General features: G+C 34.6%; 12 protein-coding genes. 8 read left to right on the top strand and 4 right to left on the bottom strand.

Features of this window, described 5'->3' with window-relative positions; genetic code table 11:
• Nucleotides 1-16 precede the first annotated feature (16 nt).
• The 4 genes from BMX24_RS11555 (at nucleotide 17) to BMX24_RS11535 (ending at nucleotide 7,763) form a co-directional block, all read left to right on the top strand.
• Nucleotides 17-3,541: a BamA/TamA family outer membrane protein gene (locus BMX24_RS11555; protein WP_131797477.1), complete on the top strand. Its 3,525-nt coding sequence runs from the start codon at nucleotides 17-19 to the stop codon at nucleotides 3,539-3,541.
• An 84-nt stretch (nucleotides 3,542-3,625) separates the two neighbouring features.
• Entirely contained in the window at nucleotides 3,626-3,937 is a 312-nt protein-coding gene (locus BMX24_RS11550) for a hypothetical protein (RefSeq protein WP_062671449.1), read from the top strand.
• Nucleotides 3,938-4,254: 317 nt separating this feature from the next.
• Nucleotides 4,255-6,516, top strand: a complete 2,262-nt coding sequence (gene ccoN / locus BMX24_RS11545; RefSeq protein WP_062671447.1) for a cytochrome-c oxidase, cbb3-type subunit I — start codon at nucleotides 4,255-4,257, stop codon at nucleotides 6,514-6,516.
• 356 nt (nucleotides 6,517-6,872) lie between these two features.
• The gene (locus tag BMX24_RS11535; protein ID WP_062671444.1) at nucleotides 6,873-7,763 is read left to right on the top strand and encodes an AraC family transcriptional regulator; all 891 of its coding nucleotides are present in this window, start codon (nucleotides 6,873-6,875) and stop codon (nucleotides 7,761-7,763) included.
• Between the two features lie 178 nt (nucleotides 7,764-7,941).
• On the opposite strand, the gene BMX24_RS11530 is transcribed toward BMX24_RS11535, so the two are convergent.
• A complete protein-coding gene (locus BMX24_RS11530; protein ID WP_082798717.1) occupies nucleotides 7,942-8,496 on the bottom strand; it encodes a RidA family protein in 555 nt (184 codons plus the stop codon).
• Between the two features lie 680 nt (nucleotides 8,497-9,176).
• Here BMX24_RS11530 and BMX24_RS11520 point away from each other — a divergent pair.
• Nucleotides 9,177-9,959 carry a hypothetical protein gene (locus BMX24_RS11520; protein WP_157885753.1) on the top strand — a complete coding sequence of 261 codons (783 nt, stop codon included), beginning with the start codon at nucleotides 9,177-9,179 and terminating at the stop codon, nucleotides 9,957-9,959.
• Here the strand turns inward: BMX24_RS11520 and BMX24_RS11515 are convergent.
• The gene (locus BMX24_RS11515) at nucleotides 9,949-13,032 is read right to left on the bottom strand and encodes a DNA polymerase III subunit alpha (RefSeq protein WP_062671438.1); all 3,084 of its coding nucleotides are present in this window, start codon (nucleotides 13,030-13,032) and stop codon (nucleotides 9,949-9,951) included. The genes BMX24_RS11520 and BMX24_RS11515 overlap by 11 nt on opposite strands.
• Nucleotides 13,033-13,039: 7 nt before the next feature.
• Complete coding sequence (dinB, locus tag BMX24_RS11510; protein WP_062671435.1) at nucleotides 13,040-14,182, bottom strand: DNA polymerase IV; 1,143 nt, start codon at nucleotides 14,180-14,182, stop codon at nucleotides 13,040-13,042.
• A gap of 61 nt (nucleotides 14,183-14,243) precedes the next feature.
• On the opposite strand from dinB, the gene BMX24_RS11505 reads away from it, so the two are divergent.
• Together BMX24_RS11505 and BMX24_RS11500 are read left to right on the top strand one after the other, a co-directional pair.
• Nucleotides 14,244-15,020 carry a helix-turn-helix domain-containing protein gene (locus tag BMX24_RS11505; RefSeq protein ID WP_062671433.1) on the top strand — a complete coding sequence of 259 codons (777 nt, stop codon included), beginning with the start codon at nucleotides 14,244-14,246 and terminating at the stop codon, nucleotides 15,018-15,020.
• A 127-nt stretch (nucleotides 15,021-15,147) separates the two neighbouring features.
• On the top strand, nucleotides 15,148-15,753 hold the full coding sequence (locus tag BMX24_RS11500; RefSeq protein WP_062671431.1) for an alpha-ketoglutarate-dependent dioxygenase AlkB family protein: 606 nt from the start codon (nucleotides 15,148-15,150) through the stop codon (nucleotides 15,751-15,753).
• Between the two features lie 23 nt (nucleotides 15,754-15,776).
• Here BMX24_RS11500 and BMX24_RS11495 read toward each other — a convergent pair whose 3' ends face one another.
• Entirely contained in the window at nucleotides 15,777-16,043 is a 267-nt protein-coding gene (locus tag BMX24_RS11495) for a hypothetical protein (RefSeq protein ID WP_062671429.1), read from the bottom strand.
• 152 nt (nucleotides 16,044-16,195) lie between these two features.
• On the opposite strand from BMX24_RS11495, the gene BMX24_RS11490 reads away from it, so the two are divergent.
• Nucleotides 16,196-16,477 carry a helix-turn-helix domain-containing protein gene (locus tag BMX24_RS11490; protein WP_062671426.1) on the top strand — a complete coding sequence of 94 codons (282 nt, stop codon included), beginning with the start codon at nucleotides 16,196-16,198 and terminating at the stop codon, nucleotides 16,475-16,477.
• Nucleotides 16,478-16,509: the final 32 nt, after the last annotated feature.

Raw genomic sequence — 16,509 nt, 5'->3', positions numbered from 1 at the left:
CAAAAAACTAATGACCATGCGAACTCTTATATTATTACTTTGTCTTGTAGGTTATACTCTTAGTGGCCAGAAGGCAAAAAATGTTTCACATATTATTTATGCAGTTGGTAACATTGGATGTGAAAATTATAATAATGAAGTACTGAGAGAGCTCGGAAACTTGTCGAGGTCTTCCGACAGCACCACAATACTTTTTCTGGGTAATAATGTTTCCATTTCGGATTTTAACCAATCAAATGGGGAAACAAAAAAAAAGTTAGATAATCAGCTATCATATTTTAAAGGAAATAAGGGAAATATTTTTTTTATTCCGGGTCCTTTGGATTGGGCTGCAGGTGTAAAAGGCCTAGAAAAAGAACGCCATTATATTAGCGCAGGTCTTGATAAGAACGATGTATTTTTACTCAAAGATGGCTGCCCTTTAAAAAAGGTAGTTCTTGATAGGGCTACCGATCTCCTTCTGGTTGATTCTAATTGGATACTCGCTGATTGGGATAAATTGCCTAATATTAATGAGGAGTGTGAAATCAAAAGTAAAACAGCCTTTTATACTGAGATTGAGGACGAGATTGTAAAAAGTCAAAATAAAACAGTGTTGATTGCTTTATGTCATCCTCCTATGGCTGTTGGAAAATATAATAATTTTCTTTCCTTTGGAATCAGTCCGCAAGAAATCAGTAATAAATACTATAAAGATTTCAGCAATAAACTTCTTACCATAGCTCAGCGTTTCAAAAATGTTGTATTTGTGGCAGGGCATGAAACAAATCTTCAGTATATAATTGAAAGACAAATTCCCATAATTATAAGTGGAAGCATTAACCTAGAAAATAAAGCTAACAAAGGTTTGGGACTACAATTTAGTTCAGATAATCCGGGTTTTGCCAAAATTACCACCTATACTGATGAGTCAATAGAATTAGCTTTTTATAGCGTGACAAATAAATTTATCTCACCTATATTCAAAACTGAAGTGGTTGCAGCAGGTTCTCAGTCAGTAAGTGAAGAATATAATGAAAAGCATACTCCTGCTTATATTTATAAATCGGTTTATGAACCAAAAGAGCTAAAACATTCCAACCTGTATTCTTTTTTCTGGGGAAAACATTATCGTGAAGATTACATAACTCCTATAAGAGCTAAGGTGGCATTATTAGACACCTTGTATGGAGGACTTGAAGTTTTGAGAAAGGGAGGTGGGCATCAGACCAACTCTTTAAGATTAGAAGGTCGCTATGGTAATGAATTTAATTTACGAAGTGTGAAAAAGAGTTCACTACGGTTTATACAGTATTTTCTTTTTAAAACACAATATTTAGATCCCGTTTGGGGTGATACCTATTTTGTTAATTTATTAAAGGATTACTGGACTACGGCAAATCCTTTCGCACCTTTAACTATTGCTACCCTTTCAGATGCAATTGGTATTTATCATGCGAATCCTGAATTATATTATATCCCAAAACAAAAAGCCTTAGGTAATTATAATGATGAATATGGGGAAAACCTGTATTATATTGAAGAGCAAATTTCTAATAAATTAGCAGAGGTAAAAAGTTTTGGAAATCATAATAAAATTATTGGAACCTCTAAGCTTATACAAAATTTACAAAGAAAAGATAGAGCATATGTTGATCAATCACTCTATATAAGGACACGGTTATTCGATAATATACTTGGAGATTTTGACAGGCATTCAGAACAATGGAGATGGGCAGAGGATAAATATAATGACAGTACATTTATTTATAGTCCAATACCCCGTGACAGAGATCAGGCTTTCTCCGATTTCGACGGTCCAATATTTGGGCTTATCAGGGCGCTGGTTCCTTCAATGCGTTTCATGCAACGGTACAACGGAAAGTACAAACAAATACGTTGGTTTAACGATGCTGGTGATGATCTTGATAGAATGGTTCTACGTAATGATAAAGAGGAAGATTGGGTAAGGGAAGCTATATATATCAAAGAACACCTTACAAAAGATGTTGTAGAAGATGCATTAAATAAAATTCCTGAAGGTGTCAATACTAAAAAAAAAGAAGAAATAAAAAGTTCATTATTCCAAAGAATCGAAGGTATTGAGCAACATTCACGAAATTTATATAATTATCTAAAATCATTTGTAATAATTACCGGCACGGAAAAAGGTGATTGGTTTGTCATTACAAGACAACCAGATGGTGTAACAGTAATCAAAGGATATAGGATAAATGACGGAAAAAAAACAACTTTGTTCTGGGATACCGAATATAATAGCAAAGTTACAAAAGAGATATGGTTGTATGGTTTAGATAGTGAGGATATTTTTGAAGTTGTCGGGGAAGGTCAGAGTTTGATTCCTATTAAGATAATCGGTGGAAAAAATAATGACACTTATCGATTTTCGAATGCACGGAAAATACATGTTTATGATCAGAAATCGGAACCTAATACGTTCGAAACAAAAGTAAATAAATATCTTACTGACAATTATGAGATAAATAATTATGACTTTATGAAAGGACGTAGGGATGTGTATACAATATTACCATCTATAAGTTATAATCCTGATGACGGTATTACATTTGGGGGAGCTTTAAGATATATAAAAAATGATCTTGTAAGAAATCCCTTTACTGCGCAACACAATCTTTCCGCTTTTTATTACACCGCGACAGGAGGCGGAAGAATTGAATATGAAGGCGAGTTTGCGCGTGTATTAGGAAACTTAAATCTTGGCTTCAATGCAGGTTTTAGTACTGCAAATTATACTAATAATTTTTTTGGACTTGGAAATAATACTGTGAATAATTCGGATATGGAATATAACCGAGTAATTATGAGCCAGCGTTGGATTTCTCCATCATTGCTCTACAAGGGATATTATGGAAGTAAAATATATACAGCAATTAAGTATGAGTATATTGATGTTGAGAATACCCCAGGCAGGTATATTAATTTAGCAGATATAGATGCAGATTTATTTAATGGACAGGAGTTTTATAGCATAACAGCAGGATATTCCTATTCAAACTTTGATGATTTCTCGTTTCCTCAGAAAGGAGTCGGGCTAGGTGTAATTACAGGTTATAGCGTCAACTTTTCCAAAAATAAAAAATATGCATTTATTATTCCCGAACTCAGATTAACAAGCAGAGTTAATAAGAAAGGTTCCTTGGTAGTTGCTACTAAAATTAAAGCCAATTACATTTTTAATAGTGATTTTGAATTTTTTCAGGCTGTAAATTTAGGACAAAATGAAGGCTTAAGAGGTTTTAGAAACCAACGGTTTAGTGGGAAATCTTTCATATATCAGAGTACTGATTTAAGGCTTTCGCTGGGAAGTCTAAGAAACGGAATTTTACCTCTTTCGTTTGGTCTGTACGCAGGGTTTGATTATGGTAGAGTTTGGGTAGATAACGAATTTTCAAATAAGTGGCATACTTCTCAAGGAGGCGGAATATTTGTGAATGTTGCAGGATTATCAACAGCTAATGTAGCCTATTTTAATTCCAGTGATGGAGGGCGCTTAAATATTAGATTAGATTTTTCATTTTGAAAGAATAATTCCAAGTCATAATGCTTGCAACAGTTCTTTAATTGTGAAGTTATAAAAAATGTATTTTAATAAAATCATATTCCAATGAAAAAGTCATACAGCAATTTGCTTGAGGCCATAAATGACCTGAAAAAAGATGGTTATACAGAAGATTTTAACTTAAGATCAAACTGTATTGACTGTAGAAATGGTGAATTTGAAATATTTCATGATGAGTTTGAAATTGATAATTACTATAGGTTTGATGATGAAGATTCAAGTGCTGAAAACTCTTCTATACTGTATACTGTGACTTCTGAAAAATATCAATTAAAAGGAATTTTGATTAATTCATTCAGCATCTATTCTAATTCTTTAACAGATCAGATGTTGAAGAAACTTAAATTTATAAAATGACTTTTTTATATCACTTTCATGAGATTTAGATTTTATTGAAACTTCATTCTTTTTTTATTTTTTAGCGGCTTATTTATTATGTCCGTCAAATATTCCAGACTTCCTAAATCACTTAAATTTCCTGCTTTTGAAATTTCTTGAATCCCGCGTAATTATTCATTTTAAACTATATTTTCAATAATTATTACCATGCTTAAGTTTTACTGTCTTGTTAAATTTGATCTTTATTTATAAATGCTGTCCAGAATTATATGTTGTGACAAATACTGCTTGTCATAATTGATTCTTGGATTAGTTCGCTATTTAAAATATGATTTATGGAGTTACAAAAGTTTAGTTATGACAATAATATTGTTAAGGCATTTTTATATGCTACAATAATATTTGGTCTTATTGGTTTTACCTTTGGGATAACAGCAGCCTTAATGCTCTTTTATCCGGAATTACCTGAGTTTTTATTTGGAACCGATGATTCTACAATCCAAAGCTTGAGAAATGGTGGTATTCAATCGCTTATCAATACTCACGGAGCATTTGGTTTTGGAAGGATCAGAATGCTGCATACTAATACTGTTATTTTTGCATTTGTATGTAACAGTGTTTATACGGGAGTGTATTATTCTTTGCCTCGGCTTTTGAAAACACCTATGGCCAGCTCTACACTTTCCTGGATTCATTTTTGGACATGGCAGATCATGATCGTCGCAACTTTCATTACGTTCTTTATGGGGATCAATACTTCAAAAGAGTACGCCGAACATGAATGGCCGATTGATATTTTAATTACTTTTTCATGGGTAATATTTGGTGTTAACATGTTTATGACAATAGCACGAAGAAGAGTGAGACATCTCTATGTTGCCATATGGTTTTATATTGGAACCTGGATAGGATTGGCCATGTTGCATATTCTGAATAATTTGGAAATACCATTATCCTTTACCGATTGGAAATCGTATTCAATGTATGCGGGTGTAAAAGATGCACTGGTACAGTGGTGGTATGGTCATAATGCGGTTGCTTTTGTACTGACAACACCAATCTTGGGCCTAATGTATTATTTTTTACCAAAGGCGGCAGAAAGGCCGGTTTTTTCATATAAACTGTCAATCATTCATTTTTGGTCATTGATTTTTGTATATATTTGGGCCGGGCCTCACCACCTTCAGTATACTGCTTTACCAGCATGGGCTCAAGCTGTAGGGACGGGTTTTTCTATTATGCTTATTGCTCCTTCATGGGGGGGGATGTTAAATGGCCTTTTGACTTTAAGAGGAGCCTGGGATAAGGTAAGAGAAAATCCTATTTTAAAATTTTTCGTAGTTGCTGTTACATGTTATGGAATGGTAACCTTTGAGGGGCCTCTATTGGCCACCAAAAATATCAATAAGATCGGTCATTATACAGACTGGGTGATTGGACATGTTCATTTAGGCGCTTTAGGATGGAATGGATTTATGGCTTTTGGAATGATCTATTATCTGGTACCTATTATGTGGCGTACAAAAATCTGGTCCGTAAAAATAGCTAACTGGCATTTTTGGTTAGGTACACTAGGCGTTATCTTCTACGCTGTACCGATGTATATTTCGGGGTTTACGCAGGGCTTGATGTGGAAACAGTTTAATCCTGACGGAACATTAATGTGGAAAAACTGGTTAGATACTGTGACAGCCGTGATCCCATATTATAAGATGAGATTCATGGGAGGCTTTTTCTATATTTCAGGAGCTATTCTTATGGTTGTTAATGTAATTGCAACCATTAAAAACGGTACATTCCAAAAGGTAGTTCCTGCTGAAGCACCAGCATTGCCAGTGATAGGAAGGTATAGAAAGGAAGGTGAAGGAGTACATCTCTGGATTGAGCGGACTCCTTACTTATTAAGCATTTTATCTCTTATAGTATTGTCAATAGGAAGCGCAGTTGAAATTATTCCTACCTTATCTCTTAATCAGTCCGTACCAACTATTTCTGCTGTAAAGCCCTACTCACCGCTGGAACTTGAAGGAAGAGATATTTATATCCGTGAAGGCTGTAATGCGTGTCATTCTCAAATGATCAGACCATTCCGGGACGAAATTGTAAGATTTAACGGTAAAAATGGGGAGTACTCAAAAGCCGGGGAATTTGTTTATGACAGACCTTTTTTATGGGGCTCAAAAAGAACCGGACCTGATTTACATAGAGAAGGAGGTAAAAATCCAAGTTCGTGGCATTATAAACATATGTATAATCCAAGATCTACCTCGGCAGGTTCAATTATGCCAAGATATCCATGGCTTATCAGCAATGATCTGGACAGATCTAAAACAGTTGATAAAATTTTGTTTATGAAAACAGTTTATAATGTTCCCTATACAAAAACTCAGATTGACTCTGCGAATACTTGGGTCGATAATCAGGCGGCAACTATTGTAAAAGAAATTTTCTCAGAGGCTAATGATTTAAAGGAAGCTTATGCGAGAAGACCTAAAGGTGAATTAGAAAGAAAGGAGATTGTTGCATTGATCTCTTATCTTCAAAGGTTAGGAACGGATATTAAGACAACCGAAGTGAAAACAGTAAGTAACAATTAAAAAGTAATAGCTATGATTCCTCAGAATTTCAAAGATTTTTTAGCTAATTCAGAAAACACAGGTCTTTATCAAGCAATAACCCTACTTTTATTTATGATTTTTTTTATTGCATTGATCATTTTAGTACTTAGCAAATCTAAAAATTATTATAAGGAGGTATAAAATTTACCTCTTGATGAAGACGATAATTAGTAAGCATTGCTGCTTTATAAATTCTTTTTTAGAAGTGTTATTTTTATAATAGATTATATTTTGATTATTGTTAAAAAGCCTGAGATTTCAGGCTTTTTTGTTACTGTAATTTATCGTACGTTTTAGGAAAAAAATTGTTATTTTTATTGAGGAATAAAAAAAGGATGAAAGATTTGTATCCAACCTTTGATATAAATAATATGTCAACGTGCCATTCGATTAAGGAGGTTTTCAGCATTGATCAATTCTCAGATTATTTGCCGGGAAATCCCAAGACTACGACGGTTCATCGGCACTCCTTCTATCATGTAACCTATTTTATCAGCGGAGGAGGCGAGAATATTATAGATTTTAAAACGTACAAGATAATGCCTCACAGCATTTTTTTTATGAGGCCAGGACAGGTGCATAGTTGGGATTTAGATCCATCAGTTGAAGGGTATGTCATTAACTTTGCTCCAACTTTTTTTGATCAATTGCAAATCAGTTCTTCCCTGATTGATGAATTTCCTTTTTTTAATATTTTTCATGATGAGCAAAAGGTTATTTTACCTGATGATCAGAAAGATGAAATCAACAATTATTTTCAACAAATTATTGCAGAATCATTTTCCGAAATAAGCCGTAATTCTCAAATTAGTATCGCTGCTACTATTTTACAGATATGTGCCCTAGCCAGCCGGGAAATTCAAAATAAACATTATTTTACAGAAAACAACTTTAACTCATTGCTTTTTAAAAAATTCGTTGAGCAAATTGAACTTAATTTTTTGGAGTTTAAGATGCCCAAAGATTATGCAGCTTTGTTGCATATAACACCTAGCCATTTAAACTTTGTATGTAAGCAACAGGTTAATTTATCGGCGGGTGAAATAATTCGGAACAGGATAATATTGGAAGCTAAGAGACTACTAGTTAATTTTAATCTTTCTGTTTCGGCGATAGCTGAAAAGCTAAATTATCATGATTCTTCTAATTTTGTGAAATTTTTTAAGAAAGCTACGGGACATACTCCAGAGTCTTTCCGAAAGCAATACTACGGAATACAACATTAGTATTCTAAAGTTCTTACCTCCATATTGCATTCTCAGGATAAACTTATAATCTTCTATGGATTTAGCTACCTGTAAACCTTATCTATTGAAAAGTTGAATAAATTAACTTTTTGATAATTGAGAGCTTTGATAAAATATTCTCCATTTTTTTAATGAGTTGGGGGTATTTGAAATTTGCTTAGGGTTCTATCTCTACAATCATTTCTACCTCTACCGGCCATCCTGATGGCAGACTTGAGACCCCCACAGCAGAACGAGCATGAATTCCTTTATTGCCAAATATTTCAGTCATCAAATCTGAATATCCATTAACAACCTTAGGTTGATCAGTAAAAGAATCGGTACTATTTACAAAAGCGGTAACTTTTATAATTCTTTTAATTTTTGATAAGTCTCCTAATTCTTTTTTTAAAGCTGAAATCTGCGCAAGGCCACATAATCGTGCGGCTTCATATCCCTGATCGATATTTAAATCTTTTCCTATTTTTCCATTGATGTATTTTCCATCCGATCGCAGAGGACCTTTACCAGATAAGTAGATAAGATTTCCGCTTCTTACTAGGTTAGTATAATTTCCCAGTGATATTGACACTTCAGGTAAGGTAATTTTTTTTTTCAATATAATTTCTTCAGGTGTCTGACTTTTTAGATTCATTTCCACAATAAAAATAAAAAATAGGGCTGCTATGTAATGAACAGAAAAATTATTTCTATATGTTATCTTAATATTCATGATTATTTTTTTTCTGATGAATTAGTTGGGTTTCATTTTTTTGTTTAGTTAGTATAAATCTATTTTTTTGTTAATATTAAAGATAAGCATAATTATTTCCAGAATATAAAAAGAATTATGTTTAAAGTGATTAGAACGGTTTATTTGTAAGAATTCAAGAAACTTTATAATTAGATCAAAATAAGTCACGATTTATATGACAAATTTCGTGGCCTATTCCTAAAATTACAAAATGGGATACAAAACCGGACCAATAGGCAGAACGATTTTACATCTTGCAAAAAGTGGTAACAAAAACTAAATTATTAACCAATTAAAGGAGCGTACGATAAAGGAAAATGATGTTGTTTGTGGGTGCGGGAAAGAACATTAATGCATTTGTTTACAAATTCTGATAGGCTTTTTATCAATTATTCTGGCTGTTATTTCTTCCGAGTTCCCGTTCAATTTCATCAATTTCCGGTAAAGGAAGCAGATAGCTGTCATTTATATATTGTAGAAAATTTTTATTTGTTTTATCATTTATTTTACTGATAAATAGATTGTTGTAAAATTTTAAGTTTTCAATGAACTGGTCATTGTACTGCTCTTTATTAAAAAGTTTTTTTCAATGACAGCTCTTTTATCATCATTAACAATAATATCATTAAATACTGTATTGAGAAGAACTTTCTGAAAAAATGATTCAGCCGGTAAAAGAGTGTGCAGGTAATAATCTTCAAAATCCATTATCCTTTTATTATTGGTTAAAATACACAGGCTTCTCTTGTAAGGATAAACCATTTCCCACCAATATAAGGGACTTAGGAAGTATTTTTATCTGTGCAGTCGTTTTTATTCTACCATTTTTGATCAGATCGGGTAGTGATTCCCTTAATTCTGTTTTTGCAACAGCTTTCACAGCATTAGGAGCTTCTGCAACACTAATAACGATGATAATTGCATTATCACTTTATCAAAAGTATGGAATGGATAGTAAATTGATAGAACAACAAACGGCTAAAGTTTTCGAATTAATCGATCAGATCAAAGGTAAATCATTAACAATTCATACTGGGGAGATCAAATATTTCTTACGTTTTATCAATATAGAAGAAGATCTCAAAAATGATCCGGTATTTAATAGAATGTATCCAAAGAAAATAGCTGTTAATAGTGATGATTATCTTTTGTTTTTACAACCATTAAGGATTTTTATGAACAACTATTTACTACCGTCTGAAATTAAAAGCCATTTGAAGTTGTTTGATTTATATGCCGTAGATGAGGAAATTGAATTCAGCTATGAAAATTATGTTAAAATGAGTTATGAACATGCAATTGATGATTCTTTTTTTGTAATGTTTCCTGCCGTTACTGTAGAGGAATTTATCGATCGAAAGAATATGTTGATGAAATCAATAGAGGGTTGGCTATCAAAGCACACAAGCATAAAGTTAGACCTTGAAATGGCTAAACCTTAGTTATATTAATTAAATTTTCGTACAGCGTTTTATATCTTGGCAATCCAATTTCATGTTCCTGGGGATAAGGTTTCCTAAAAGTCATACTGATATCCTCATGCAAATTACGCTGGGCTTCCAATGATTTTTCTTCATCCATAGAATATCTTGGATCCGGAATAAAAGGCATTTTGGCCATTTTATGAATGGTAACAGTAGGAAAATGAGAATCGACCTCTACGGTTCCCAATAGAAGATAACACCCGCCACCCTGAAAAGGATATTCTTCAAGGCTGTTTGGAAAATGAGCAGTATCAAAATATTCTCCCTGAGCATCAATCCAGGTTCCGAAATACATCGTTCCTTTTTTGGTGGGAACATGTTTTCTTGAAATAAGATAAGCGAGCATTTTAACCTGTTGTTTATGAAACCTCAATAAATCTTTTACTAAAACGGAACCTCTGTATCGGGTCTGTAACAAATCAAAAGGACTGAAAGAAACAGGAAAACCTACTATTTCTATTTCATCAAAAGCATCTTCAAACCGGTTTCTTTCTATAGAAGGAAGCTGATAATATTTTTGGGGCTCGTCCAGTAAAGTCAGATGCCTGAAAGCAATTTTATGAGTTCCCAGAAGAAATCTTGATTCAATCAGCAGCTCATGCTTCTGTTTTCCGGTAAAGCGGAATGCTCCGATAAAGATTAAAATTTGTAGTGTTTCAATACCAATAGGAATTCTTTTCACAAAGTTTTCCAGTGAAGTATATTCTCCATTTTGAGCTCTTTCTTCAGGAATCAACTGTGCTAATCTCGTTTCCAGTTTTTCAATATGCATCAATCCTAAATAAACATCAGAGTCATAAACAGTCGTCTGATATTCACTTAAATTGACACAGGGATTATGGATAGTAGCTCCCGACATCTTGGCCTCATGAATATAGACTTCCGTTCTGTAGAATCCGCCGCCGTTATTAATAGCGGAGACCATGAATTCGATAGGATAGTAGACCTTAAGGTATAAACTCTGATAGCTTTCAACTGCATAAGAAGCAGAATGAGCTTTGCAAAACGAGTATCCTGCAAAAGATTCAATCTGCCGGTATACTTCCATGGATAATTGTTCAGGATGTCCCAGATTTTTACAGGATTCAAAGAAGTTGTCTTTTACTTTCTGTAATGCAGATAAAGATCGCCCTTTACCACTCATGGCTCTTCTCAGTACGTCACCATCAGGAGCAGATAATCCTCCGAAATGCAGCGCAATTTTGATAACATCTTCCTGATACACCATAATACCATAGGTTTCTCCCAGTTCTTTTTCAAAAACCTCATGGAAATACTCAAATTTTGTAGGATGGTTATGCCTGAAAATATATTCCCGCATCATTCCGCTTTGAGCTACGCCGGGTCTAATAATGGAAGAGGCAGCTACCAGTACTTTATAGTTGTCGCATTTCAGTCTTCGGAGTAATCCTCTCATGGCAGGAGATTCAATATAAAAACAGCCGATGGTTTTTCCGGAACTTAAGAATTCATTGCATCGGGCTTCGTCTTTTGAGAGAGAAGTGTCCCGGATATCGATATCAATTCCTCTTTTTTCCTTAATCAGCTTTACAGTGTCATCTATAGTTCCTAACCCTCTTTGTGAGAGAATATCAAATTTTTCAAGGCCAATCTCTTCAGCAGTGTACATATCAAACTGTACGATCGGAAAACCTTTGGGAGGCATTTCGAGTGCTGAATAATTGGTGATAGGTTCTTCTGAGATCAGAATTCCACAGGAGTGCATGCTTCTCTGGTTAGGAAACTTTTCCAAAAGCTTTCCGTAGTAATGAACCTGTTTGAATACCGAATTGTTATCATGTTCCTGAATTGGTTTTGTTGCCAGGATGTCGAGTTCCTCTTTTGGAAGTCCGAATACTTTTCCTACTTCCCGGAAAATAGAACGGTATTTAAATTCAACATTGGTTCCACAGAAGGCAACATGGTCTTTACCATATTTATCAAAAATATATTCAAGGATAATATCCCTGGTCTGCCAGCTCCAGTCAATGTCAAAATCTGGAGGCGTTTTCCGGTTGAGGTTTAAAAACCGTTCAAAATACAGATCAAGTTCCAGAGGACATATATCGGTAATTCCGATGCAGTAGCTGACAATGGAATTAGCACCGCTGCCTCTTCCTACATGCATAAATCCCATCCGGTTGCTGTATTGTATAATATCCCAGGTGATGAGAAAATAAGCACAGAAATTAAGCTGGTCAATAACCCCCAATTCTTTATCCAGTCTTGCTTTTGCCTGTAGGTTATCCCCGGAGTATCTTTTTGAAAGTCCCTCATACGCTAACTTCTTTAAAAGCTCAAAATCATTTTCCCTGCTGTCAGTGAAATGCTTTTTGTTTTTAGGTGTTGAAAAATCAAAATCAAAATGGCAGCTATTGACAATATATTTTGTGTTCTCAATGATCTGTGACTCATGGTAAAATTGAGCCAGAAGCTCTTTTTTATCAGTAAACATTTCGTTGTCTTTACAGTAATCAGCTTCTGTGAGCTTACTGATTAATGTATTATGATCAATAGCCCTTACTATTTTATGAAGCTCATATTCTTCAGGAGTAGTAAAGGTGACTGGATGAAGAATAATCATTTTATGAATGAACTGTTTTAATTCCGGCTTAATCAAAAGGTTTAACTGATTCTTTCTGATGCCTATAAATTCATGATCTGCTAATTTTTCAGGAATATTTTCCAGGGGATAAATCACAAAAGTATCTGTAAAATCAGGATTGGCTTTAGGAATTTCAATGTCTTCACAGTTATATGCGGTTAAAAGCCTGTTGACTTCTGCAATGCTTTTTTGATTTTTGGCCAGGCAGATATAATACAGTTCATCCTGAACCCGTATTTCCACTCCGACGATCGGTTTGATATTATGATCCCGACAAAGTTTATAGAAATCATAGATCCCCGTAACGGTATTGATATCCGTAAGGGCCAAAGTTTTAATATTAAAACGTACAGCCTGCTTAACCAGTTCTTTAATAGAAATGGTTCCATACCTTAGGCTATGGTAAGAATGACAATTCAGAAACATCTTATACTTATTTTAATAAACCTGAGGCTCTTCCTACACTTGAAGTTCCAAACCTGTTCTTGATTTTATCCATTGTCTGATACAGTGATATCAGCTCTTCCGTATCTTCAAAGAGATCCATTTGATGGCATCCGTGAACCAATCCTGTAAACTTTACGCCGACCAGTCTTATTCTCATACGTCTGGTATATACTTTTTTAAAGAGTTCCAAAACATACCTGAGCAAGGTGTGGTCAGCTGAGGTGTAAGGAATTCGGCATTGTTTGGTTTCCGTATCAAAATTGGAATACCGGAGTTTTACTACCACTACCGATACCAGCCATTTCTCTGCACGGAGCTGATAACAGAGTTTTTCAACCATTCCTGAGAGTATACTTTGAATACCCTGAATATCGATGCTATCCTGGGCAAAAGTATCTTCTGTAGAAATAGATTTTCTTTCCGAATAAGGAACCACAGGATTTTCGTCAATTCCGTGTGCTTTTTTCCAGAGTTCATTTCCGCTTTTACCAATCAACTGCTGAAGCACATCAACAGGCATTTCTGAAAGGGTCTGTATGGTTCTGATGCCCAGCCTTGACAGTAACTGAAAGGTTACATCGCCGACCATAGGAATCTTCTTTACCGAAAGTGGGTTTAAAAACGACTGAATGTCAGGTTGTTTGACTTCTAATCTTCCGGTAGGCTTCGATTCTCCCGTCCCGATTTTTGATACGGTTTTATTGGCAGACAAGGCAAAACTTATCGGTAATCCTGTATTTTTCTGCACGCTTTCCGCTATTTCATGCGTCCATTTATAGCATCCGAAAAACTGATCCATTCCGGAGAGATCCAGATAAAATTCATCAATACTTGCTTTTTCAAGAACAGGTACTTTTTCCTGAATAATCTCCGTTACCATATGAGACATATTGGAATACATTTCCATATCTCCTTTAATCACTTTAGCTTCGGGACATAACCGCAAAGCCATTTTAATCGGCATTGCACTCCTTACTCCGAAAAAACGGGTCTCATAAGAGCAGGACGCCACTACACCACGGTCTCCACCTCCTATGATCACAGGCTTTTTCTCCAGTTCGGAGTTTTTCAGCCTTTCGCAGGAAACAAAGAACGTATCCAGATCCATATGTACAATTGCTCTTTCCATGTGACAAAATTAGTTACGTTTTGAAACAAATTTTGTATTTTTGTTGTCTAAAATTGTAACAATGTCAAAATTCTCTGATAACATCGTGTTTTTGAGAGGGAAGAAAAATATGACTCAGCAAGAGCTGGCAGATGTATTAATTCTTACCCGATCCAGATATGTCGCCTATGAATATGGCAGAACAGAACCTCCAATTGAAATATTGCTTAGAATTTCAAAATTCTATAACATTAGCATCGACCTGTTGCTAACTGTAGATGTCAGAAAATTTTCTATCGAGGAACTCATGGAGCTTCCTGAGAATAGGATTGTTCTGCCTATAAAGGTTGATCAGGATGGAAACAATCAGATAGAGATTATTCCCCAAAAAGCTTCTATGGGCTATTTGAATGGCTATGGAGATCCGGAATACATAGAAAATCTGGAGACCATATCATTACCTTTTTTAAAAGGGGGTAAGTTCAGGGCATTTCCAGCTGACGGAGATTCAATGCCCCCCTATAAGAACGGAACCTATATCGTGGGAAAATACGTAGAAAATCTATCTGACCTTAAAACGGACAGAACGTATGTTTTCATTACCACCAATGATGGTATCAGTTACAAAAGATTTCAGTTTCATGAAGCAGATGGTATATGGGTGAAGGCTGACAATCAATTTTATGAGCCTTATAAAATTCCATTACCTGAAATTAAAGAAATCTGGGAATTTGCCTGTAGTATTACTACCAAAGAATATGAGCCTGATGAATTTGCAGAACATCATATTCAAAACTTTATCACGGAAATTAAAACCGATATCAAACAGATCAAAGACAGAATAGGAGATAAGAATTAAATCCATTTTGAGTACATGGCATAATCAAAAAACTTCCCCGAAGGGAAGTAAAAACACAAATGATGAAAAAAAATTATTCCGTAGAAACGGAATAAGACAAAGTTAAATGATTTAAAGAAAAATTACAATGAGTCAGCTTAGTTTATTTGATGCAGAAGATTTGTATGAGTTTCCAAAAGACCTTTTGGAATACAGAGAGAATTTCCTGAATCGGGAAGAAGCTGACCTACTTAGAAACAAATTATTAGATACTGCGATCTGGGAACAGCGTACTCAAAAAATGTATGATAAGGTGGTGCTTACTCCAAGATTAACGGGCTGGTATGGCGATTCAAAATATAGTGATTCAGAGGAAAATAAAAAGCCAACCAATCCATGGACTCCTGAATTGTTTTCATTAAAACAAAGAATTGAGAAGGAATTTGACTGTCAGTTCAATGGGGTTCTGTTAAATCTATATCGTGACCAAAATGATTCCGTTGCCTGGCATCGGGATAAGGAAAGCCGATATGGAAAACGACCTGTCATTGCATCCATCAGCCTTGGACAAACCAGAAATTTTGATTTCAGAAAAAAAGACCATCATTCGAGCAAATACTGTCTGCCACTCCCTCATGGATCACTGCTTATCATGAAAGGCGATCTTCAGGAAAACTGGGAACATCGTATTGCGAAATCAACCATACGAATGAAAGAACGAATTAATATGACTTTTAGATTAATAAAGTCTTAAAAATCAACTGTACTTGGAATGTGCTATAGTTTTTGTAAATGCTCTTGGGCACATTCATGTAAAATTCGATCAATTTCCGAATCAATCTCAAGGGAGATGTCTTGTATCCTGTTAAATCCAACTCTACCGCTTCCAGACTGTCCGAAAGTAATCATATACGCTGTTGAAAGATCGATTTTTTCTTCAGAAAGAAAATCCTTATGTTTTTCCTTAAGTTCTGCTATTTTAATTTCAACACAGTCTGAAAATCTTTCAGCACCATTTCCAAAAAGCTTTTCAGTTAAGCCCATAGTCTTTCATATTTTATTGTAAATATCGATATTTTTTAAGTAAATATTTATCACTTAAAGCAAAATTCTTTTCGGTACTACGAAAAAGTAGTGATTTTATATGATTTCTGTTGATCAATTTTACATCACCAACAATCATAAAAATCACCATTATGAATATCGAAAGAACAGAGTTTATAGTCTGGATGGAGAGAATCATGGAAAGATTTGACCTACTGAAAGAGCAGATGCTTAAGAACCAATCCAGATTTATAGAAATAGACGGGGAACAGCTTTTAGATAACCAGGATGTTTTACAGCTTTTAAAGATAAGTTCCCGATCATTACAGCGGTACCGGACTGATAAAAAGCTGCCATACTATACCATTAGTGGAAAGCTGTACTATAAGCTTTCGGATGTCCATCAATTAATCAGAGAATGTTTAAACTCTTGATGGTAATAAGACATCTACAGCCAAATTATTCA

Source organism: Chryseobacterium wanjuense (assembly GCF_900111495.1).
GTDB lineage: Bacteria > Bacteroidota > Bacteroidia > Flavobacteriales > Weeksellaceae > Chryseobacterium > Chryseobacterium wanjuense.
The sequence above is the reverse complement of the archived record's forward strand: the minus strand, read 5'-3'. Positions and strand labels throughout refer to the sequence as shown.

Bases quoted from the DNA above. Each gene is read 5' to 3' on its own strand.
- BMX24_RS11555 (WP_131797477.1), top strand. From the start codon at position 17: ATGCGAACTCTTATATTATTACTTTGTCTTGTAGGTTATACTCTTAGT.
- BMX24_RS11550 (WP_062671449.1), top strand. From the start codon at position 3,626: ATGAAAAAGTCATACAGCAATTTGCTTGAGGCCATAAATGACCTGAAA.
- ccoN (WP_062671447.1), top strand. From the start codon at position 4,255: ATGGAGTTACAAAAGTTTAGTTATGACAATAATATTGTTAAGGCATTT.
- BMX24_RS11535 (WP_062671444.1), top strand. From the start codon at position 6,873: ATGAAAGATTTGTATCCAACCTTTGATATAAATAATATGTCAACGTGC.
- BMX24_RS11530 (WP_082798717.1), bottom strand. From the start codon at position 8,496: ATGAATATTAAGATAACATATAGAAATAATTTTTCTGTTCATTACATA.
- BMX24_RS11520 (WP_157885753.1), top strand. From the start codon at position 9,177: ATGATTCAGCCGGTAAAAGAGTGTGCAGGTAATAATCTTCAAAATCCA.
- BMX24_RS11515 (WP_062671438.1), bottom strand. From the start codon at position 13,032: ATGTTTCTGAATTGTCATTCTTACCATAGCCTAAGGTATGGAACCATT.
- dinB (WP_062671435.1), bottom strand. From the start codon at position 14,182: ATGGAAAGAGCAATTGTACATATGGATCTGGATACGTTCTTTGTTTCC.
- BMX24_RS11505 (WP_062671433.1), top strand. From the start codon at position 14,244: ATGTCAAAATTCTCTGATAACATCGTGTTTTTGAGAGGGAAGAAAAAT.
- BMX24_RS11500 (WP_062671431.1), top strand. From the start codon at position 15,148: ATGAGTCAGCTTAGTTTATTTGATGCAGAAGATTTGTATGAGTTTCCA.
- BMX24_RS11495 (WP_062671429.1), bottom strand. From the start codon at position 16,043: ATGGGCTTAACTGAAAAGCTTTTTGGAAATGGTGCTGAAAGATTTTCA.
- BMX24_RS11490 (WP_062671426.1), top strand. From the start codon at position 16,196: ATGAATATCGAAAGAACAGAGTTTATAGTCTGGATGGAGAGAATCATG.